Genomic DNA, 21121 nt, shown 5'->3' with positions numbered 1-21121 from the left:
GATAACATAAAGACATATCGTATGGGAATATTTAGTTTTTTCTCGAAGGAAAAGAAGGAAACGTTGGACAAAGGATTGTCGAAAACCAAGCAGAGCGTGTTTAGCAAGATAGCCCGGGCTGTGGCAGGCAAATCCAAGGTAGATGACGAAGTGCTGGACAATCTGGAAGAAGTGCTGATTACTTCGGACGTAGGTGTGGAAACCACGCTGAAAATCATTAAGCGTATTGAGAAGCGTGTGGCACAAGACAAATACATCAATACCGAAGAACTGAACAACATCTTGCGTGAGGAAATAGCAGCCCTGCTGACTGAAAACAATACGGTAGATGCAGATGATTTTGATATTCCCGCAGGAAAGACGCCATACGTCATCATGGTAGTGGGCGTAAACGGAGTAGGAAAGACCACCACTATCGGCAAGCTTGCCTATCAGTTTAAGAAAGCCGGCAAGTTGGTCTATTTGGGAGCTGCCGATACTTTCCGTGCAGCTGCTGTAGAACAACTCGTGATATGGGGCGAACGGGTAGGGGTGCCTGTTATAAAGCAAAAAATGGGTTCTGATCCTGCTTCAGTGGCATTCGATACGTTGAGTTCGGCAGTGGCAAATCATGCCGATGTGGTCATCATTGATACGGCTGGACGTCTGCACAATAAAATCGGCCTGATGAACGAATTGACCAAAATCAAGAATGTGATGAAGAAGGTGGTGCCTGATGCTCCTCATGAAGTGTTGCTGGTGCTTGATGGTTCTACGGGACAGAATGCTTTCGAGCAGGCTAAACAGTTTACATTGGCAACAGAAGTCAATGCAATGGCTATTACCAAACTGGACGGGACTGCCAAAGGAGGTGTCGTAATCGGTATTTCTGACCAGTTTAAGATTCCAGTGAAATACATCGGGCTGGGCGAAGGCATGGAAGATTTGCAGATATTCCGCCGCCGCGAATTTGTGGATTCACTGTTTGGAAACAAATAAGTAAAGTTGAATGAGAAAAAATACGATTGATATCATCACTTTGGGCTGTTCGAAGAACCTGGTTGATTCGGAAAAACTGATGAAGCAGCTTGAATTGAACGGTTATAGGGTGACACATGACAGTGAAAATCCGCAAGGAGAAATTGCGGTCATCAACACTTGTGGGTTTATCGGCGATGCCAAGGAAGAGTCTGTCAACATGATTTTAGAATTTTGCCAAGCTAAAGAAGAAGGGCGGTTGAAGAAACTCTACGTTATGGGGTGTTTGTCAGAGCGTTACTTGAAAGATTTGCAAGTGGAAATTCCTCAGGTGGATAAGTTTTATGGAAAGTTTAACTGGAACGAGTTGCTTGCCGACTTGGGTAAGACTTACCATTCTGAATGTGCCATCGAACGTCACTTGACAACTCCCAAGCATTATGCATACCTGAAGATTTCGGAAGGGTGTGACCGGAAATGTGCCTATTGTGCCATACCTATCATTACAGGCAAGCATGTCTCGCGCCCGATGGAGGAAATTCTGGATGAAGTGCGCCTGCTTGTTGCACAAGGAGTGAAAGAGTTTCAGGTGATAGCGCAAGAGCTGACTTATTACGGTATTGACCTTTATAAGAAGCAAATGCTTCCGCAATTGATTGAACAGATGGCTGAAATTCCGGGTGTGAAATGGATTCGCCTGCATTATGCTTATCCGGCACATTTCCCGCAAGATTTGTTTCGTGTGATGCGTGAGCACAGTAATGTGTGCAAGTACATGGATATTGCCTTGCAACACATCAGTGATAATATGTTACAACGGATGCGCCGTCATGTTACGAAAGAAGAAACCTACGCTTTGATTGAGCAGTTCCGCCATGAAGTGCCGGGTATTCATTTGCGTACCACGTTGATGGTAGGATTTCCAGGTGAGACTGAGCAAGATTTCGAGGAGTTGAAAGAGTTTGTGCGTCATGTCCGGTTCGAACGTATGGGGGCATTTGCCTATTCGGAAGAAGAGGGTACGTATTCGGCACGCCACTATAAAGACGATGTTGCGGAAGAAGTGAAGCAGCGCCGGCTGGACGAACTGATGGCAATTCAGCAGGAAATTTCAAACGAGCAGTGTCATGCCAAAATCGGTAAAGAATTCCAGATTATTATCGACCGTAGAGAAGGTGAATATTATGTGGGCCGGACCGAATTTGATTCGCCAGAGGTAGATCCTGAAGTATTGGTGAAAGATGAAGGCAAAATCTTGCATATAGGTTCTTTTCACCGCGTGAAAGTTTATGATGCCGATGATTTTGATTTATATGCTGAAATAATTAGTTGATAATTAACGGTTGACGAGTTGGCAAGGTTTTCTACTTTGTCAGCTCGTCAACTGTTATCGGAAATTCTAGCGTAAAATAAGACTATGAATAACAAGGAGTTGACAGGAGAATTGTCACGCCGGTTGGGATATACCAATAAGGATGCAGCACAGTTAATTGCTTCGATGGTAGACATTATGGGCGAACAGTTACAGGAAGGGAAAAGGCTGGATTTCGACGGTTTCGGTACATTCAGTGTAAAGAAAGAATTGGAACGGATTGTGTATAATCCGGCGTCCAAGCAACGTTTTTTGGTACCTCCGAAACTTGTATTGATATTTGAACCGGCTTCTTATGAGTTAGAAAAACATAAAAACAGTTCGTTTGCTAATGGATGATAAATTCACAAAAGAAGAACTGGTGATGTTGTTGGCGCAACGCCACCAGATGGAAGAGGCAGATGCAGAAGCGTTTGTCGAAGCTTTTTTCGCCTTGATAAAAGAAACATTGGCAACCGACAAATATGTGAAAATTAAAGGTTTGGGAACCTTCAAGCTGATAGATTCCAATGACGGGAATGCTGGAAGATCGTGTCTTTCGTTTATGCCGGATGTATCTATGCGTGAGTTGGTCAACAAGCCGTTCAGTCACTTTGAAACCGTTCTGCTGAATGAGTCTGCTCATTTCGATGATATGATAGAGGAAGAAGAGAAAGTCATTGCCTCGGAAGAGGCACAGATGGAAATTCCTGCTTCGGATGAAAGAGAACCTGCTGCGTTTGAACCGGAAGTACATCCGGAACCGTTGCAACAGACAGAAGGTATGAAGCCGGAAACAGAAGAAGAGAAGTATGAGCCTGTACCTTTGTTTCCGGAAAACCGCTTTGATGTAGAAAAACAAAAACAGAAACCGCGCTTGCCTTGGTGTTTTATTGCTTCCGTTTTATTGATCGGTGTTATTATAGGTGGTATTATGGGTTGGGTCTTGTTTTCCGGCAGACGATATATACCTGCCTCAGTAGTAAAGGTGTTGTCTGAAACACGACAAGAACCGAAGGGTACGGTTGTGTCTGAACAGGCTATGACAGTAGACAGCTTGCCTGCTTCTAAACATCGTGAAACGGTCGGATTGCCATCTTCTCCGCTCTGTTTGTCGGATACAGTACGCTATGATATTGTAGGAACACTGGCCACGCATACACTTCGCAGGGGAGAGAGTTTGGCTCGTCTTGCCTTGCGATATTATGGTAACAAGAATTTGTGGACTTACCTTGCCCGTTACAACCGGGAAATATTGAAAGATGTCAACGATATTCCTGTAGGTACTTCCATACGTGTTCCGAAGCTGGTTCCGAAGCGATGAAGACCATTTTAAAAAACTTTAGTCCAATAAGATTTAAATGCAGAAAGGCAGCTACTTTTTTTAATAAAAATTAGTTGTTCCTGTTAATATTATGCCGTACTTTTGAGGCCGATAAGAAAAACAGAATACTTAACATATAAAAAATAAAGAAAAACTATGGCTGAAGCTATTGATATTCGTGCATTGAATGAACGAATAGAACGCGAAAGTGCGTTTGTTACTAACCTGATGACTGGTATGGACCAAGTGATTGTAGGACAGAAACATTTGGTGGAATCCTTGCTGATTGGCTTGTTGTCGGATGGACACATCTTGTTGGAAGGTGTTCCGGGATTGGCAAAGACTTTGGCAATCAAAACACTTGCTTCATTAATAGATTCAAAATATAGCCGTGTCCAATTTACTCCGGACTTATTGCCTGCCGATATCCTTGGTACGATGATATACAGTCAGAAAGATGAACGGTTTGTCACTAACAAGGGACCTATTTTTGCCAATTTCATCTTGGCGGATGAAATCAACCGTGCACCGGCAAAAGTGCAGAGTGCTTTACTGGAAGCCATGCAGGAACGCCAGGTGACACTGGGCAAAGAGACGTTCGACCTGCCTTCACCATTTTTGGTAATGGCTACCCAAAATCCAATAGAACAGGAGGGTACTTATCCGTTGCCTGAAGCACAAGTGGACCGTTTCATGCTGAAGGTGATTATTGACTATCCGAAGTTGGAAGAAGAAAAGAAAATCATTCGTCAGAATATTTCCGGAGAAAAGATTCAGGTGCGTCCTATCCTGAAGGCTGAAGATATCATTGAGGCACGTAAGGTAGTGCGTCAGGTATACCTTGACGAGAAAATCGAGCAATACATTGCCGACATTGTGTTTGCTACCCGTTATCCTGAAAAATACGATTTGAAAGACTTGAAAAGTCTGATTGGTTTTGGTGGTTCGCCACGTGCCTCCATCAATTTGGCATTGGCTGCACGTAGCTATGCTTTCATCAAGCGTCGTGGATACGTTATCCCCGAAGATGTACGTGCCATTGCACACGATGTGTTGCGGCACCGTATCGGGTTGACTTATGAGGCGGAAGCGACAAATGTCACTTCGGATGAAATAGTCAGCAAGATCCTGAATAAGGTAGAAGTACCCTGATTGCTATGCACTATAAATTGACGTATGCTTACACGCAAACAGGTGCAAGCATACGTGCCTTTTACCGGTTTAACAAGGAGCAATTAACAAATGAGCGGATGTAATTTCTCCATTAGGTAAGTTGTTCATTGTAAATTGTAGGTTGTTAATTGTAAATGAAACAGATGGAAACAAGTGAGTTGTTAAAACGGGTACGTCAGATTGAAATTAAAACCCGCGGATTGTCTAGCAATATCTTTGCAGGACAATATCACTCGGCCTTTAAGGGGAGGGGAATGGCTTTTTCTGAAGTTCGCGAGTACCAATACGGAGATGATGTGCGCGACATAGACTGGAATGTGACCGCTCGTTTCGACAAACCTTTTGTCAAGGTGTTTGAGGAAGAGCGGGAACTGACTGTAATGCTGTTGGTCGATGTGTCGAACAGCTTGGATTTTGGTACGGTGCATCAGTTGAAAAAAGATATGGTGACCGAGATAGCTGCCACATTGGCTTTCTCTGCCATCCAGAACAATGATAAAATCGGTGTTATCTTTTTTTCTGACCGTATCGAAAAGTTTATTCCACCCAAAAAGGGACGTAAGCACATTTTGTACATCATTCGCGAATTATTGGATTTTCAGCCTACCAGCACGCGTACCAATATTCAGTGTGTGATAGAATACTTGACTAACGTGTTGAAAAAACGGTGTACAGCTTTTATGTTGAGCGATTTCATTGATGAGCACGATTACCAGAATGCGCTGACCATAGCTAATCGCAAGCACGATGTTGTGGCTGTGCAAGTGTATGACCGTCGTATGGAAGAATTGCCCAATGTGGGATTGATGAAAGTACATGATGCCGAGACGGGTCATGAACAATGGATAGACACTTCGTCCAAGGCTTTGCGTAATGCTCATCATGCCTGGTGGTTGGAGCGTCAGCAGAAGCTGTCCGGTATTTTTACACACAGTAATGTGGATTCGGTTTCGGTGCGAACCGACCAAGATTATGTAAAGGCGTTGCTTACTTTATTTGCGAAACGAAATTGAGAGTGACAGATTATGAAACACACATTATTATATATATGTAGCAAGAAGCTGCTGAAAATGTTGGGATGCGTGCTGGCGTTGTTGTTTTTTGCTTTTCCGGAAGTAAAGGCACAAGTGACGGTGGATGCTACCATCGACTCGTTGCAGCTGCTTATCGGTGAGCAGGCGAAAATCAAACTTCAGGTCAGTATGGATGCCAATCAGAAGTTGCAGCTTCCCTTGCTGCGTGATACGTTGGTAAGAGGTGTGGAAGTGTTGGATGTAGCCAAACCAGACACTCAATTGCTGAATGAAAACAAACGATGGCTGATTTCGCAGGAATATACGGTTACTTCGTTTGATTCGGCATTGTATTATTTACCTCCCTTCGAAGTGAAGGTGAACGGCACACCTTATTTTTCGAAAGCTTTGGCATTGAAAGTGTATTCCATTCCGGTAGACACGTTACATCCTGACCAGTTCTTCGGTCCGAAAGCTATTCGTGAAGTACCCATCACATGGGACGATGTAGCTCCATTGGTCTATTCGGGTATCCTGATGCTGATATTGGGTGCTTTGGCTGTATTTCTCGTCATACGCTATCGTGACAACAAGCCGATTATCAAGATTATCAAGATAGAGCCTAAATTGCCTCCTCATCAGGTAGCAATGAAAAAGATAGAAGAGATAAAGGCGGACAAGCAAGTGCAACGCGATGACCCGAAGCTGTATTATACGGAGTTGACCGAGGCCATCCGTACATATATCAAGGAGCGTTTCGGATTTAATGCGATGGAAATGACTTCGGCTGAAATTATTGACCGGTTGTTGGAAGAAAAAGATCAACGTTCCATTGACGACCTGAAACTCTTATTCGAAACGGCCGATTTGGTGAAGTTTGCCAAACATGCGCCGCTGATGAATGAAAACGATATGAATTTGGTGAATGCCATCGATTTCATAAACCAGACCAAGGTGGAAGAAGATCCGAATGCAAAGAAAGAACCGACCGAAATCCGTGTAGAAGAAAAACGTTCGAAACGAGGACGTATCGCCTTGATATGTAGCATTGCCGTTGTAAGTATCGGTGCTGTGGTATGTATATACTTGGTGGTCCGGCATATCATCGATTTGTTCTTCTAATTAATTAAACTGTAGAGACTATGAATTTTGCAAATATTGAATACCTGTTTTTGTTGCTCCTGCTGATACCTTACATTGTGTGGTATTTTATGCGAAGAAAAAAAACAGAGCCTACTATGCAGGTCTCCACGACCCGCATGTACATGAATGCACCACGAAGCTGGAAATTGTATTTGCTTCATGCGCCTTTCTTGTTGCGCATTGCGGCTTTTGTGATGATTGTGCTGGTGCTGGCGCGTCCGCAAACTACCGACAACTGGCAAAACACGGAGATAGAAGGTATAGACATCATGCTGTCGGTTGACGTTTCAACCAGTATGCTTGCCGAAGACCTGAAACCCAATCGTCTGGAAGCAGCAAAGAAAGTAGCTGCCGAATTTATCAACGGGCGTCCCAACGATAATATTGGGCTGACTATTTTTGCCGGAGAAGCATTTACGCAATGTCCGCTTACCATCGACCATGCTGTGTTGCTGAATCTTTTCAACAGCATTAAGGGTGACATTGCACAACGTGGGTTGATTGAGGACGGAACAGCTATCGGTATGGGGCTTGCGAATTCTATCAGTCGCCTGAAGGACAGTAAGGCAAAGTCGAAAGTGATTATTCTGTTGACTGATGGCAGCAATAACCGAGGAGATATTTCACCACTGACGGCGGCCGAAATAGCCAAGCAGTTCGGTATTCGGGTGTACACCATCGGGGTGGGAACAAATGGAACGGCACCTTATCCGATGCCTACTTATGCGGGTATCCAATATGTGAACGTGCCCGTGGAAATAGATGAGCAGACTCTGATCCAGATAGCTGGTACTACGAACGGAAACTACTTCCGTGCCACAAGCAACTCTAAGTTGGAAGAAGTCTACCGCGAGATTGACAAGTTGGAAAAGACCAAACTGAACGTGAAAGAATTCAGCAAGCGTGAGGAGGCTTATCTGCCTTTTGCCTTGGTGGCATTCTTGTGCATTTTGCTTGAGCTTGTCTTGCGTAATACTGTATTAAAGAAAATACCTTAAAAAAGAAAAGCTATGTTTCGATTTGGAGAACCCATATATTTATATTTGCTATTTGTATTGCCGGTACTGATTGGACTGTACTTGTATTCCAACTGGCGCAGGCGTAAGAAAATCCGTCAGTACGGTGATCCGGAATTATTGGCGCATCTGATGCCTGACGTATCGAAGTATCGTCCCGATGTTAAGTTTTGGCTGGTGTTCGCAGCATTGGCAATGGTCATATTCATGCTGGCACGTCCGCAATTCGGATCTAAAATGGAAACTGTGAAACGGCAGGGAGTGGAAACTGTCGTGGCACTGGACATTTCGAATTCAATGCTGGCAGAAGATGTGACACCCAGTAGGCTGGAAAAATCAAAAAAACTTATTTCACGTTTAGTCGAGACATTCAACAATGACAAAGTGGCTATGATTGTCTTTGCCGGTGAAGCCTTTACCCAGTTGCCTATTACCAGTGATTATATATCGGCCAAGATGTTTTTGGAAACCATCAGTCCGTCGCTCATTTCTACTCAAGGAACTGATATCCGTGGTGCTATTGACTTGGCAATGAAGAGTTTTACACCAAATACGGGTGTGGGACGTGCCATCGTGCTTATTACTGATGGTGAAAACCACGAAGGAGGAGCGGTGGAAGCAGCACAACAGGCAGCCAAGCAAGGAGTACGTGTGTTTGTATTGGGAGTGGGGTCACCCGATGGTGCTCCTATTCCGGCAGGCAGCAATAATGAATATCGTCGTGATAAAGATGGCAATGTCATTATCACTCGTTTAAATGAGCAGATGTGTCAGGAGATTGCTAAAGCGGGAAACGGGATGTATGTACGTGTGGATAATACTAATAATGCCGAACGTGCTTTGAATGCCGAAATCAACAAATTGGCAAAGGCAGATGTGGAGACACAAGTATTTACCGAGTTTGACGAACAATTCCAGGTTTTGGCATGGATGGCTTTGCTTTTGCTAGCTGTCGACTTGATGATACTGGAACGGAGAAATCCGCTCTTCAAGAACGTGAAACTATTTAAACAGGATTGATTATGGGACGAAAAGGATATATTTTACTGCTTGGATTCATGCTCGTATCGGTCGCTGCTTATTGTCAGAAAAGCGAACGCGATTATTTGCGGAGTGGCAACAAGCTTTACAAAGATAGCACTTATGTGAAGGCAGAAGTGGATTACCGTAAGGCTTTGGAACTGGAGCCAAAGTCGACCGATGCAATGTATAACCTGGCAAATTCGTTGCTGATGCAACAAAAGGCCAAGGAGGCAATGGAACAATACGAGGCTGCACGGCATGTGGAGAAAGATAAAATGAAGCTGGCACAGATTTACCATAATATGGGTGTCATTCTGCAATCATCGAAACAGTTGCCACAGTGCATTGAAGCTTATAAGGAAGCCTTGCGAAACAATCCGAAAGACAATGAAACGCGTTACAACCTTGCTTTGGCACAAAAACAATTGAAAGACCAGCAGCAAAATCAGCAACAGGATCAACAACAGCAACAGAAGCAAGACCAGAAGCAAGACGAAAAACAACAGAATAAAGACCAGCAAGACCAACAAAAGAAAGATCAGCAACAGCAGAATCAGCAACAGCAGCAACAGCAGCAGAACCAAATGTCGAAGGAAAATGCCGAACAGTTGCTGAGAGCTGCAATGCAGGATGAAAAGAACGTGCAGGACAAAGTGAAAAAAGGTGTCCGCGTGGAAGGGCGAAAGCTGGAAAAAGACTGGTAAGAAACCGGAAAATTTAGCCAACTGTAAATAAAACAATAATACACAATGAGAAAACTTATCTTCTTACTACTGTTAGTCATTGCGGCTTTGCCGATGCAGGCAAAGAATGGAGCAACGCTTACTGCCAACGCACCAGAAGTTGTGGTAAGTGGCGACCAGTTCCGACTGACATTTACAGTAAATACACAAAAAGTGAAAGATTTTCTGGCTCCATCCATCAAAGGATTTGATGTGTTGATGGGACCTACTCGTTCGCAACAGTCCAGTACGCAAATCATTAACGGAAAGGTGTCTTCGAGCAGTTCCATCACATATACTTACATCTTGATGGCAGGCAAGGAAGGTACATATACCATTCCGGCTGCCAGCATTGAGGTGGACGGGGAAAAAGTGTTTTCGAATGCGCTCACCATCAAGGTGCTCCCGCCCGACCAGACGGCTGGCAATTCGCAGGCTAATCAGGGAGGAGGCGGTTCGTCATCGTCGCGCGGACAGATAGCCGGAAGCAGAATCACCGATAAAGACTTGTTCATTACAGCTACTGCATCAAAGACTACTGTCTATGAGCAAGAAGCTATCTTGTTGACTTATAAAGTCTATACGTCGGTAAATTTGCGCCAGCTGATGGAGGACATGCCGGATATGAAGGGTTTCCAGATGCAGGAAATCCAACTGCCCCAGCAGAAGCAATATTCGATGGAGCACTATAATGGGCGTAATTACAACACAATCATTTGGCGTCAATATGTCTTATTCCCACAACAGACAGGCAAGCTGGAGATTCCTGCTGTCACTTTTGATGGAGTCGTGGCTCAGCAGACCATTTCGGATGATCCCTTTGATGCGTTCTTCAATGGAGGAGGATATATTGAAGTGAAGAAAAAAATTGTGGCTCCGAAAGTGGTCATCAACGTTAAACCTCTTCCTGTTAAGCCAGCGAACTTTTCAGGAGGAGTAGGAGAGTTTACAATGACATCTTCTATCAACGCGAAAGAAGTGAAGACCAATGATGCTGTGACCATCAAGCTTACCATCAAGGGAGCAGGCAATATGAAGCTTATCACCAGTCCGGAAGTGAAATTCCCCGAAGATTTTGAAGTATATGATCCGAAAGTGACCAACAATTTCGATGTCTCGCGTGCAGGATTGTCTGGTACGCAAACTATTGAGTATCTTGCTATTCCGCGTCATGCCGGCAATTTTACTATTCCTCCGGTGGAATTTGTTTATTTTGACTTAAAGAGTCAGTCGTATAAGACCTTGAAAACTGAGGCATACGATTTGAAGGTGGAAAAAGGTAAAGGTAATGCCGACCAGGTGATAGCTGACTTTACTAATAAGGAAAACGTAAAGGTATTGGGACAGGATGTACGTTTCATCAAGCTGGGCGATACGACACTTACCCCGAAAGGCGAAGTCTTTTTCGGTACTATGGGATATTGGCTGGGTTATCTTATTCCGTTTATTGTGTTTGTAGCACTGGTCGTTTTCTTCCGCAAGCAGGCGGCCGAGAACGCCAATGTAGCAAAGGTGAAGACCAAGAAAGCTAACAAAGTAGCCACTAAGCGCATGAAGTTGGCAGGAAAGTTGTTGGCAGAGAATAAGAAAAATGAGTTTTACGATGAAGTGTTGAAAGCTTTGTGGGGATATATCAGCGATAAGTTGAGTATTCCGGTTTCGCAACTCTCAAAAGATAACATTGAAGCAGAACTGACCAAGCACGGAGTGGCCGAAGACGTGACAAAGACATTCATCAACGCCTTGAATGAATGCGAGTTCGCCCGCTATGCACCCGGTGATGAGAACGAGGCAATGGACAAAGTGTATGCCACTTCGGTGGATGCCATCGGTAAGATGGAGAACAGTATCAAACATTAAATTAATTAAGGAGAAACCGGATATGAAAAAACTGTCTATATTGTTCGTTTTTTTGATAGGCGCAATGCAATTGGCTGTTGCCGCCACGAAAGTGGAAGGCGACAAGGCTTATCAGGAAAACAAGTTTGAAGATGCCATCAAGATATACGAGTCGGTATTGGCTGATGAAGGTGAGTCGGCAGCTCTGTATTACAACTTGGGCAACAGTTATTACAAGACGAAAAACATAGCCAAAGCGGTGCTGAACTATGAACGGGCATTGTTGCTGAATCCAGGAGATGCCGACATCCGTTTCAATCTTGATTTGGCGCGTAGTAAGACTGTTGACCAGATAACTCCTACCAGTGAAGTGTTCATCGTGACGTGGATGAAAAACATCACCAACTTGATGAGCGAAAAAGAATGGGGTACAACAGGTATTGTTGCTTTCTTGCTTTTGTTGGCTGGGTTGGCACTGTACATTTTTGGCAATCGTTTGATATTGAAGAAAGTAGGCTTCATTGCTGCCGTGCTGTTCCTTGTCGTATGTGTGTGCGCTAATATTTTTGCTGGTGGGCAAAAAAACAAGGTAATAGACCGCAAGAGTGCCATTGTGATGGAACCAACGATAACCGTAAAAAGTACGCCTAACGAAAGTGGTACCGATTTGTTCGTGCTGCATGAAGGTACGAAAGTATATATTGAAGACAATTCGATGAAAGGGTGGAAGGAAATCCGGCTGGAAGATGGTAAGGAAGGCTGGCTTCCCACAACTTCTATCGAAGTGATATGAAAATTGAATCTGAAACCGGGCACAGGGAACACTGTCTATTTCGGATTTGCGGGATAGCATTGATGGAGAGCACGGCATAGGCGTGTCCCTGTGATTTATGCATGAAGTGATTGATTATGGACATACAGCAACTTATTGAAGTCGACCAACAGCTGCTTTTGGCACTGAACGGAAGCGGTTCGTTGTTTTGGGACGGGGTGATGTGGGTGGTATCCGACACGAAAACCTGGCTGCTGGCAGCTATTGTGTTGATTTATATCATCTTTAAAAACACCAAGTTGCTTCATGCTCTGTTTATCGTTGTGATGGTGGCTGTGGTTATCACATGTGCCGACCAGTTTGCTTCCGGTCTGTGCAAACCTTATTTTCATCGTTTCCGTCCAGCTCAGGATCCCAATCTGATGTACTTGGTGGATGTGGTGAATGGTTATCGGGGAGGACAATACGGCTTTATTTCCAGCCATGCAGCCAACACATTTGCTTTCGCTACGTTCATTTCATTATTGATTCGCAATCGTTGGCTTACGTGTGTGATGTTTCTGTGGGCTGCGGTTCCTTCCTATTCACGCATTTATCTGGGCGTGCATTATCCGGGCGATGTGCTGTGCGGTGCCTTGGCTGGAAGCGTGATTGCCGTCATTGTTTATGCGGCTTATCGTTTTGTTGCTTGCAAGTATTTCGAATGTCCCAAGTATATTTCGGGGCAATATACAGCCACCGGTTTTGAAGTGGATGACATCCGTATGTTCTATACAGCACTGCTTATTACTTGTCTGTACATCGTAGTGGGCGGTATGGTGCTGTCTAAGGGGCTCCATTTTTGATATACTTTGAACGATGTGAATTGTGCATTTTAATGAAATATACACTGTCGGTATCACTCCTGTTGCCAGCCCTGTTGCCAGTGTCACGCTGGATTATAAATCCGCTTCTTCAATTACGCCGGATTACACATCCGGCATGACAAGCAAGCTTTGTTTTCTCCGCAATATAGCTGCATCGTTTGTAAGATTATTAATCTTCAGGCTGTAAGATTAATAATCTTTCGGCGTGAAGATTAATAATCTTACAAGCAAGGCAGCCATGTGGCTTGGATTATCGGACTAAACTGATGTTCTGGTTTGGCTTGGAAAAAAAGCTGATGGATATAAAGTGTACGGGCACAAATCCGGCTTGACAAATGTGACAAGCGACAAAAATGCATAAATTAATGCTGCAGGAAGTATAAATTTTCTTTCCGGGAGAAAAAATGGAGAAAAATATTTGCTGTTTCATATAATTTTATTACATTTATATCGTGAATTAACTAAATGATTTGTCTAACTTTAAAATTTTGACTACTATGAACAGAACGATAACTTTTAATGAACTTCGTAAAATCAAGGATTCACTGCCAAGCGGGAGTATGCACCGTATAGCCGATGAGCTGAACCTAAGTGTGGAAACGGTGCGTAATTTCTTTGGAGGACATAATTTTAAAGACGGTAAAAGCGTGGGCATCCATTTGGAGCCGGGGCCGGATGGAGGGCTGGTAATGTTGGATGACACGACTGTACTTGACAAGGCTCTTGCTATTTTGAGAGAGCAACAGGATGCCTGAAAAGAGTGTTCACCACAGATTGCACGGATGGAAACGGAATTTCTTAGTGCATCTGTGGTGAGTTTTTTATAAACTATTAAATTTTGAGTTATGGAAGATAAACTTGTTACATTAGCTATTCTGACGTACTCGAAAGCTCAAATCCTTCAGTCCGTATTGGAAAACGAAGGCATAGAGTCATACATTCACAATGTCAATCTGATTCAGCCGGTCATATCTGCCGGCGTGAGGGTACGCATCAAAGAGAGTGATTTGCCCAAGGCATTGAAGGTCATTGAAAGTTCTTCGTGGCTTTCGTCTGAAATCTTGCATGAGGAATCACCTAAACCTGTAGGTTCACCGCAAGTGCTGATTCCGGTAGACTTTTCAGACTATTCGTTGAAAGCCTGTGAGTTCGGTTTCCATCTGGCTGAACGGATGCAGGCGGAAGTCGTGTTGCTTCACGTACATTTTACGCCCATTTATATGCCTAGTTTACAGTATGCTACTGACCATTTCGATGTGCCTGCTGTCGAAAACATTCCTTCGATAAAGAGTATGCTGGAAGATGTTCACCAAAAGATTAATAAACTGACTCAGGACATTGACAAGAAGATGGAAGAGGGTACTTGCCCGAGGGTGAAATATACTTGTATCTTGCGTGAAGGAATCCCGGAGGAGGAGATATTAAGCTATGCGCGTCACGAAAGGCCGCTTATCATCGTGATGGGAACGCGGGGCGAGCACCAGAAAGACCTGGAATTGATAGGTAGCGTAACGGCGGAAGTTATTGAACGCAGCCCGACGTTTGTATATGCCATTCCAGAACGTGCTCCATCGAAACCGATAGAAGACATTCACAAGGTGGCTTTGTTTACGAGTTTTGACCAGCGTGACCTGATAGCTTTTGATTCGCTGATTACAACGTTCAAGGATAACCAGTTTGAGGTAACTTTCATACACATTAATTCGCACGAGGAGAAGCGGAAATGGAATGAAATTACCCTTGCCGGAATTAAGGAATATTTCAAGAAACAATATCCGGACATTGAGTTTAACTATCTGAGTGTTGATGAAGAATATCTGCTGGATAATTTAGACCGATTTGTGCAGGAAAATCAGATTGATGTTATTTGCACGTCCAATTACAAGCGGAACATCTTTGCCCGCCTGTTCAATCCGAGCATAGCGCGCAAGATGTTATTCCATTCGAACACGCCACTTCTGATTATCAAATAAAATTTGAAATTTATGTTATTGACAACTACAAACATTGTTGAGGGTAAACGTGTTACCCGATATTTTGGAATCGTCTCGGGCGAAACCATTATTGGTGCCAATGTGTTCCGTGACATTTTTGCCAGTATTCGTGACATTGTGGGTGGACGCAGCGGCTCTTATGAGAAGGTGCTCCGTGAGGCCAAAGACACTGCATTACGTGAAATGCAGGAACAGGCTCAAAATATGGGTGCGAATGCAGTCATAGGAGTTGACTTGGATTATGAAACCGTGAATGGTTCAATGTTAATGGTTACGGCTAGCGGAACGGCAGTTACTGTTGAGTAATTGCTTGCCTGGGGTAGCAAGATAAACAAGGGGCATGGTAGAACACTTGTTTCAACCAAGTTCCTTGTTCTTGTTTACAGAAGAGAATATGTGAAAATAGCATGTGGAATAATTATTATTTCGTCGTTCACACATGCTATCTTATGTCTCATATCCCAATGATAAAATAAGAGCCTGTTTAAATTTTCCGATAAAGTAAGAAGCTGTTTTGAATTTCTCCAAAAAGTTTTTCTTGGCTTGATGTATCCGTTTTCGTGTGTGCTTTGGGCGATTTTTTGGTCCTTTTCGCTCCTGTTCTTCGTCAGATAGCCCGCTATCTTCCTCATCACAGAAGCGGAAATGCCTCAAAAACTTATCCCAAATCATCGCACGATAAATTCAAAACAGCTTCTAATATTCTATCAGGTTCTTTTGCGTTTGTTTCCGGTCTGTTTCCCCGATTTTATTCGCAAAATTAACCTGAGCAAAATTTAAACAGGCTCTAAACTGTAAGTTCTTTATCTGAAAAAGGTACTTATAAATTAAAAAGCTAAGGAGGCGCGTCAGGGGATTATTTCCCTCCGCCTTTCTTTTGCGGCCGCCGGTTGTTGAACGAGCGTTTTTTCCAACCTCCCTTTCTTTTGTTTCCGGGTTTGTTCCGGCTGCTGGTGTGCGGGGCATAAACGGGAGCTTCGCCCAATTCGGCTGGGACAGGCAGTTTATAAATCTCTTTCCCTAAGAAATCCTCTATCTGTTTGAAGCGGGTTTGTTCATTTTCACTGATAAACGTAATGGCACATCCGTCATTGTTGGCGCGTGCCGTACGTCCGATACGGTGCACATAGTCTTCGCTGTCATGAGGCACATCGTAATTTATAACCAAACGGATATCATCGATGTCAATGCCTCGTGCCACAATATCGGTGGCTACCAGCATATTGATGCGCCCGTTGCGGAACTCGTGCATAATCTCGTCGCGTTGGCTTTGTTCAAGGTCGGAGTGCATCTCGCCCACATTCAACTTGAGTCGCTTCAATGCCTTGGCTACCTCTTTCACTTTCAGTTTTGAAGAGGCGAAAATGATGACCCGTTCCGGTTCCTGTTGCTTGAACAGGCTTTCGATGATGCCTAGCTTTTGCGCTTCGTAGCAAACGTATGCCGCCTGAATGATTTTGTCGGCAGGCTTTGATACAGCAAGTTTTACTTCCGCAGGGTCATGCAGGATGCTTTGTGCCAGTTGCTGTATCTTGGCTGGCATCGTGGCGGAGAACATGATTGTCTGTCTTTCCTTGGGCAGGTATTTCACAATCTGCATAATGTCATCCGAAAAACCCATATCCAACATCCGGTCGGCTTCGTCAAGTATAAAAAAGGAGACTTTCGACAAATCGACGTACCCCAGACTCAAATGACTGATGAGACGTCCCGGAGTAGCAATCACGACATCGGCTCCCAGTGTCAATCCTTTCTTCTCCTGTTCGAACCGTACCCCATCATTACCTCCATAAATGGCTACACTGGAGACAGGCATAAAATAAGAAAAGCCTTCCATCTGCTGGTCGATTTGCTGTGCCAGTTCACGGGTGGGTGCCATAATCACACAATTGATGGCATCGGCAGGATATCCTCCCTTGCTCAGCTGGTTGATGACGGGCAACAAATAAGCTGCGGTTTTGCCTGTACCCGTTTGCGCCACGCCTATCAGGTCTCTACCTTCTAAAATGACAGGGATGGTCTGTTCCTGCACCGGAGTACATTCTTTAAAGTTCATCGCATCGAGTGCATCCAAGACACTCTCTTCCAAATTCAGTTCAGTAAACTTCATATATATCGTTTCTATTATATTCAACTGTTGGCACGTTCGTCTAGGTATGAGTCTTTAAATCCTAGGAAATACAGCACACCATCCAGTCCGATGGTATTGATGGACTGACGTGCATTCGCTTTTACTTTGGGTTTGGCGTGGAAGGCAATACCCAGACCTGCTATCGACAGCATCGGCAGGTCGTTGGCTCCGTCACCCACGGCGATAGTCTGTGCGATGTCGACGTTTTCTACCTGTGCTATCAGCTGCAACAACTCCGCTTTTCGCTTTCCGTCTACTATGTCGCCTACATAGCGTCCGGTCAGTTTTCCGTCTACGATTTCCAGGTTATTGGCATATACGTAGTCGATGCCGAATTTCTCTTTCAGGTAGTTGCCGAAATAAGTGAACCCTCCGGAAAGAATCGCAATTTTATAACCGTATTTCTTCAATACGTACATCAGCCGTTCTACCCCTTCGGTGATGGGCAGGTGTTCGGCAATATCCCTCATTACACTTTCATCCAATCCCTTGAGAAGTGCCACGCGTTCTGTAAAGCTTTCGCGGAAATCAATTTCGCCACGCATCGCCCGTTCGGTAATGGCGCGTACCTGTTCGCCTACGCCTGCACGTTCCGCCAGTTCGTCTATCACTTCGGTTTTGATGAGTGTAGAGTCCATATCGAAGCATATCAGGCGGCGCATCCGGCGGTACATCGTATCCTTTTGGAAGGAGAAGTCCATCTCCAGCTGGTTGCTCAGCTTCATCAGTTGGCTTTGCAGTTCTTCGGTGTCATGGGGAGTCCCTCGTACGGAAAACTCAATGCAGGCACGTACCCGCGCTTTTTGCTCATCTAAGGGAATACGGCCCGTCAACCGTCGGATGGCATCAATGTTCAACCCCTGTGCAGCAAGGATTTCCGTGGCTCCAGCTATCTGCTGGGCGGTCAGCTTACGCCCCAACAAAGTCAGGATGTAGCGGTTCTTGCCTTGCATGTTGACCCATTCCTCGTATTCCTCCGTCGAAATGGGATAAAAACGGATGTTAATGCCCAGTTCGGAGGCTTTGAACAGCAAGTCCTTCATCACGTTGCCCGAATCTGTTTCGCGGCATTTGAAAAGAATGCCCAGCGATAGCGTACTATGGATATCTGCCTGTCCGATATCCATGATATCCACTTCGTAACGCGAAAGTATTTCGGTAATGGAAGCCGTCAGTCCCGGACGGTCCAGTCCGCTGATGCGTATTAAGATGAGTTCTGTGTTCGTACTGTCCATGCTTATTTATTCAAACTGTTATTCTTTGCAAATATACATGATTATTTTGATACGGAGCCGGATTTCGGATTGGAAAACTAGGCAAGTGCATCAAATTTGTGGGTAATTTGTGGGCATTTGCCGTTTTAAGATGCACTTATGTCCGTTGGCTTGTGCACATAGGTGCGCCGGCTGATGGACATAAGTGCATTAGCTGACGAGTATAAGTTCATTTCTTTACCTGACGGGATGGAAGCTGAACCGGAAGTGTACAGATACAATCTTTAAACGTATAAGGAGAGGCATTCCAGTCTACGGCAGGAGTCCAGCGCGGCATTTTCCGGATGAAGCGCAACACCTGTTCGTCAAAGTCGGGGAAAGGTCCGGGATGAAGCACCTTTACCTCTTCTGGATAACCATAATCCGTAATCTTGAAACGGTAAACACCTCGTACCCCTGAAGCATTGCTCTGTCCATAAACTTCAATCAGGTTCTGCTTGAAGTATTGTTGCAGCTTATACATGCCTCCCGGAAAACTGGCAGACGAATCATAATCGACAAACATCGAGTCGGCACAGGCTTCCCATTCCTGTTTTTCTTTCAGACGGCGCAGGTAACGATAAGGGCGGAACTGCACATAAATGCCATACGTGCAGGAGACAGGCTTTCCTTGTTTGTCAAGTGCCGGAAGAGCATGCGGCATTTGCCTGAGCAGACGTGTCACCTCCTCCGCAAAAGACTCATGGCTGCTTTGTATCGTCAGGATGTTTGTGGCAATTCCCAAGGTGTCCAAGTCAAGCTGGCAGAATGCATAGCCTCCCTTGCCTTGCTTCAGCATTTCTTCCGGATAAATCATGTTATCGTAACAATAGGCTTCTATCGTGGGATATCCGGCAAAACGAGCCGTATCGCCCAACGTTTCGCGGGGAGTCAGCAAGCCTCTTGCCCAGATACCGTGCCAGGCAGGAAAACGGTCTTCGGGGAGCGGGTCATCCTGTATTTCTTCCCATAACCGGTTGGCCGTATGCTCTGTCTGTTCCCAGTCTGTTTCGTGATGCATGATACGTTGGAATACAGAATCACTCCAATCGACCAGCTTCCGGCAAAAGGAACTGTCTGTTAAAGGTGCCCATATTTGTGTCAGATGAAATGCTTCCGCAGAATCGGGTATCGCAAAATAACATGTGTAGCCATCCAGTCCCATTGTGTTGAAATCTGTATCTTCCGCCAGCCGGATAGCCTTCTTGAAAAGACGTTGCACGGCTTGGCATACAGAGAGGGAGACCGTAACCTTGTGCTTACGAAAGGTGGAATCGGGAGCAGAAAAGCCATTTCCCTTTATCGCATAAAGTGTGGCTTGCTTCCGATGCCCATTTCCCTGCAATCCCCACATCCGGAAATAATCTCCCCATGCAGCGTAATGCAGGTAGCAAACCTGTGTATGGGGTGAAAGCGTACGTGTAAGAAATTGTCTTATCTCTTGTCTCTTGGCCGTATCGTTTACCAGTTCCAAATAACGGTAAGTGTCTTGTGCCGGCAGCCACACGGCATTCAAGAGTAAGCCTAATAGGAAAAGAAAACGTTTCATAATCCGTATCCTTATTTTTATGAATGATTGTAAAACCCGATTGGATGCCATAAATATGCGAAAAAGAAACGATAATACCAAGCATAAGAGAGATGGATTTTATGCTGAAAAACATAATTTTTCTTATTTTTAGATACAATGAAAGCCTAAAATGCCTATCTTTGCAGCGATTTCAAAACGAAAATGGGAAGTAGTGGCACAAATGTTACGCTTTCTATCCAACGATGTTCCGGGAAGAAATCACTGTAGAACGACAGTCCCGGATAGTATTAACTAAAATCAAATTACATGACTAAAAATGTAAAATGGTTTTTTGTTGTATTAGTATTCAGTTCTTTGATTTCTCTTGCGTTCAGCAATGAGAATGTTCATGCAGAGAAGTTGCGGGAAGGTGACAAGATTCCTGCGTTGGTTCTTTGCGACACCGTGCAGCCGCTCGACCTGCACTCCGCCCGTGAAGGGTATACGTTGTTGAGCTTCTGGGCAAGTTACGATGCGGTGTCCAGGCAAAACAATGCCGCATTGGCGCATTTGGCCGGCGAGACGGGCCAAGTGGAAATGCTCTCTGTTTCCTTCGACCGCTATGCATCGGTATTCCATGCAACGGTAGAGCAGGATGGACTAGAGGATGTCCGCTGCTTTGTGGAAACGAACGGTTCCGATTCGGAGGCATTTCGCGCATTTGACCTCAAGCAGGGTTTCACCAATTATCTGGTGGACAGCAAAGGGGTGATTGTGGCGAAAAACGTGATTCCCGCCGAATTGGCTTCTTACCTGAAAAAGTAAAGAAGATTCTTTTTGACTTGAATACAACAAAAAGCAAACAGTAAAAAGTCATCTCAAAGTCTTTTTGAGATGACTTTTTTTAATGAATATCCGCATTTAGTGTAAGCATTCGATAAACTACAAGTTTTAAACCTTTATATACAACAATAGCGACTGTCACTATGAACCTAATAGTTTCAGTCGCTATTATTTTGTTGAACCTATATGTT

The 21121-nt window shown here is 44.5% G+C and carries 21 protein-coding genes; 17 read left to right on the top strand and 4 right to left on the bottom strand.

Going from position 1 to position 21121, the window contains the following annotated elements; genetic code table 11:
- Positions 1-21 precede the first annotated feature (21 nt).
- The 16 genes from ftsY to B5F78_RS09830 all read left to right on the top strand — a co-directional run bounded on the left by ftsY (position 22) and on the right by B5F78_RS09830 (position 15499).
- Positions 22-978 (top strand): signal recognition particle-docking protein FtsY, encoded by a 957-nt coding sequence (gene ftsY / locus B5F78_RS09905; RefSeq protein WP_087406606.1) that lies wholly within the window; start codon positions 22-24, stop codon positions 976-978.
- A gap of 10 nt (positions 979-988) precedes the next feature.
- On the top strand, positions 989-2290 hold the full coding sequence (rimO, locus tag B5F78_RS09900; RefSeq protein ID WP_087406605.1) for a 30S ribosomal protein S12 methylthiotransferase RimO: 1302 nt from the start codon (positions 989-991) through the stop codon (positions 2288-2290).
- A gap of 84 nt (positions 2291-2374) precedes the next feature.
- Complete coding sequence (locus B5F78_RS09895) at positions 2375-2668, top strand: HU family DNA-binding protein (RefSeq protein WP_022040008.1); 294 nt, start codon at positions 2375-2377, stop codon at positions 2666-2668.
- Positions 2661-3632: an HU family DNA-binding protein gene (locus tag B5F78_RS09890; RefSeq protein WP_087406604.1), complete on the top strand. Its 972-nt coding sequence runs from the start codon at positions 2661-2663 to the stop codon at positions 3630-3632. The genes B5F78_RS09895 and B5F78_RS09890 overlap by 8 nt, the downstream gene beginning before the upstream one ends.
- Before the next feature lie 156 nt (positions 3633-3788).
- The gene (locus B5F78_RS09885; RefSeq protein WP_022040010.1) at positions 3789-4784 is read left to right on the top strand and encodes an AAA family ATPase; all 996 of its coding nucleotides are present in this window, start codon (positions 3789-3791) and stop codon (positions 4782-4784) included.
- A gap of 164 nt (positions 4785-4948) precedes the next feature.
- Positions 4949-5818, top strand: a complete 870-nt coding sequence (locus B5F78_RS09880; protein ID WP_022040011.1) for a DUF58 domain-containing protein — start codon at positions 4949-4951, stop codon at positions 5816-5818.
- Positions 5819-5830: 12 nt separating this feature from the next.
- The gene (locus tag B5F78_RS09875) at positions 5831-6940 is read left to right on the top strand and encodes a BatD family protein (RefSeq protein ID WP_022040012.1); all 1110 of its coding nucleotides are present in this window, start codon (positions 5831-5833) and stop codon (positions 6938-6940) included.
- A gap of 20 nt (positions 6941-6960) precedes the next feature.
- On the top strand, positions 6961-7959 hold the full coding sequence (locus tag B5F78_RS09870) for a vWA domain-containing protein (RefSeq protein ID WP_087406603.1): 999 nt from the start codon (positions 6961-6963) through the stop codon (positions 7957-7959).
- A 12-nt stretch (positions 7960-7971) separates the two neighbouring features.
- Positions 7972-8997: a vWA domain-containing protein gene (locus tag B5F78_RS09865; protein WP_022040014.1), complete on the top strand. Its 1026-nt coding sequence runs from the start codon at positions 7972-7974 to the stop codon at positions 8995-8997.
- 2 nt (positions 8998-8999) lie between these two features.
- Positions 9000-9704 (top strand): tetratricopeptide repeat protein, encoded by a 705-nt coding sequence (locus tag B5F78_RS09860; protein ID WP_022040015.1) that lies wholly within the window; start codon positions 9000-9002, stop codon positions 9702-9704.
- 45 nt (positions 9705-9749) lie between these two features.
- Positions 9750-11582 (top strand): BatD family protein, encoded by a 1833-nt coding sequence (locus B5F78_RS09855; protein ID WP_087209971.1) that lies wholly within the window; start codon positions 9750-9752, stop codon positions 11580-11582.
- Positions 11583-11604: 22 nt separating this feature from the next.
- Positions 11605-12354: a tetratricopeptide repeat protein gene (locus tag B5F78_RS09850; RefSeq protein WP_087209974.1), complete on the top strand. Its 750-nt coding sequence runs from the start codon at positions 11605-11607 to the stop codon at positions 12352-12354.
- A 116-nt stretch (positions 12355-12470) separates the two neighbouring features.
- On the top strand, positions 12471-13178 hold the full coding sequence (locus tag B5F78_RS09845) for a phosphatase PAP2 family protein (RefSeq protein ID WP_087209977.1): 708 nt from the start codon (positions 12471-12473) through the stop codon (positions 13176-13178).
- A gap of 518 nt (positions 13179-13696) precedes the next feature.
- Entirely contained in the window at positions 13697-13954 is a 258-nt protein-coding gene (locus B5F78_RS09840; protein WP_022040020.1) for a hypothetical protein, read from the top strand.
- A gap of 90 nt (positions 13955-14044) precedes the next feature.
- Positions 14045-15172, top strand: coding sequence for a universal stress protein (locus B5F78_RS09835; protein ID WP_087406602.1), 1128 nt, complete (start codon positions 14045-14047; stop codon positions 15170-15172).
- A gap of 12 nt (positions 15173-15184) precedes the next feature.
- On the top strand, positions 15185-15499 hold the full coding sequence (locus B5F78_RS09830) for a YbjQ family protein (RefSeq protein ID WP_022040022.1): 315 nt from the start codon (positions 15185-15187) through the stop codon (positions 15497-15499).
- 141 nt (positions 15500-15640) lie between these two features.
- Here the strand turns inward: B5F78_RS09830 and B5F78_RS09825 are convergent, their stop codons facing one another.
- The 4 genes from B5F78_RS09825 to B5F78_RS09810 form a co-directional block, all read right to left on the bottom strand.
- Positions 15641-15865, bottom strand: a complete 225-nt coding sequence (locus B5F78_RS09825; protein WP_162608519.1) for a hypothetical protein — start codon at positions 15863-15865, stop codon at positions 15641-15643.
- Between the two features lie 184 nt (positions 15866-16049).
- Positions 16050-17303, bottom strand: a complete 1254-nt coding sequence (locus B5F78_RS09820) for a DEAD/DEAH box helicase (RefSeq protein WP_022040023.1) — start codon at positions 17301-17303, stop codon at positions 16050-16052.
- Between the two features lie 20 nt (positions 17304-17323).
- Positions 17324-18559, bottom strand: coding sequence for a phosphoserine phosphatase SerB (gene serB / locus B5F78_RS09815; protein WP_022040024.1), 1236 nt, complete (start codon positions 18557-18559; stop codon positions 17324-17326).
- A 208-nt stretch (positions 18560-18767) separates the two neighbouring features.
- Positions 18768-20126, bottom strand: coding sequence for an energy transducer TonB (locus B5F78_RS09810; RefSeq protein ID WP_162608518.1), 1359 nt, complete (start codon positions 20124-20126; stop codon positions 18768-18770).
- A 288-nt stretch (positions 20127-20414) separates the two neighbouring features.
- Here B5F78_RS09810 and B5F78_RS09805 point away from each other — a divergent pair, with 288 nt between their 5' ends.
- Positions 20415-20912: a thioredoxin family protein gene (locus B5F78_RS09805; protein WP_087406599.1), complete on the top strand. Its 498-nt coding sequence runs from the start codon at positions 20415-20417 to the stop codon at positions 20910-20912.
- The last annotated feature ends 209 nt before the right edge of the window (positions 20913-21121 follow it).

The organism is Bacteroides sp. An279 (genome assembly GCF_002159615.1).
In the GTDB taxonomy this organism is placed as follows: domain Bacteria; phylum Bacteroidota; class Bacteroidia; order Bacteroidales; family Bacteroidaceae; genus Phocaeicola; species Phocaeicola intestinalis.
The sequence above is the reverse complement of the archived record's forward strand: the minus strand, read 5'-3'. Positions and strand labels throughout refer to the sequence as shown.